Source organism: Brevibacillus sp. SIMBA_040 (assembly GCF_046535075.1).
In the GTDB taxonomy this organism is placed as follows: Bacteria; Bacillota; Bacilli; order Brevibacillales; family Brevibacillaceae; genus Brevibacillus.
Map to the genome: position 1 here is coordinate 1 of NZ_JAWRXI010000243.1, position 262 is coordinate 262.

1 protein-coding gene is annotated in these 262 nt (G+C 67.2%); it reads left to right on the plus strand.

The genetic code is table 11. From position 1 onward, the window contains the following. Positions 1–245, plus strand: a 245-nt coding sequence (locus SB752_RS32700) for a hypothetical protein (protein WP_410719547.1), incomplete at its 5' end; no start/stop codon positions are given. Positions 246–262: the final 17 nt, after the last annotated feature.

The following is a 262-nucleotide window of genomic DNA, read 5'->3' on the forward strand; positions in this document are numbered from 1 at the left end:
GGTTGGCGGAAGCCGCCGCTGCGTTCGTGGACGTCGAAGCCGGCTGCAACGCGAGCGGGTTCGCGCTCGACACATCGGCGCCGGACACGATCCGGTACGACGAGCTTTCGCCGCCGAGCAAGGTCGCGAAAGCGACCGGTAGCGGATTGTTCGCGGTCGGCACGTTCGCCGCCGCGTTGCCGGGTAGCGCGCCGATATTCACGACGCCGGTATCCGGCACCGACGAAGGCGCAATGGGCGCATAGAACACGTTGTATGCACG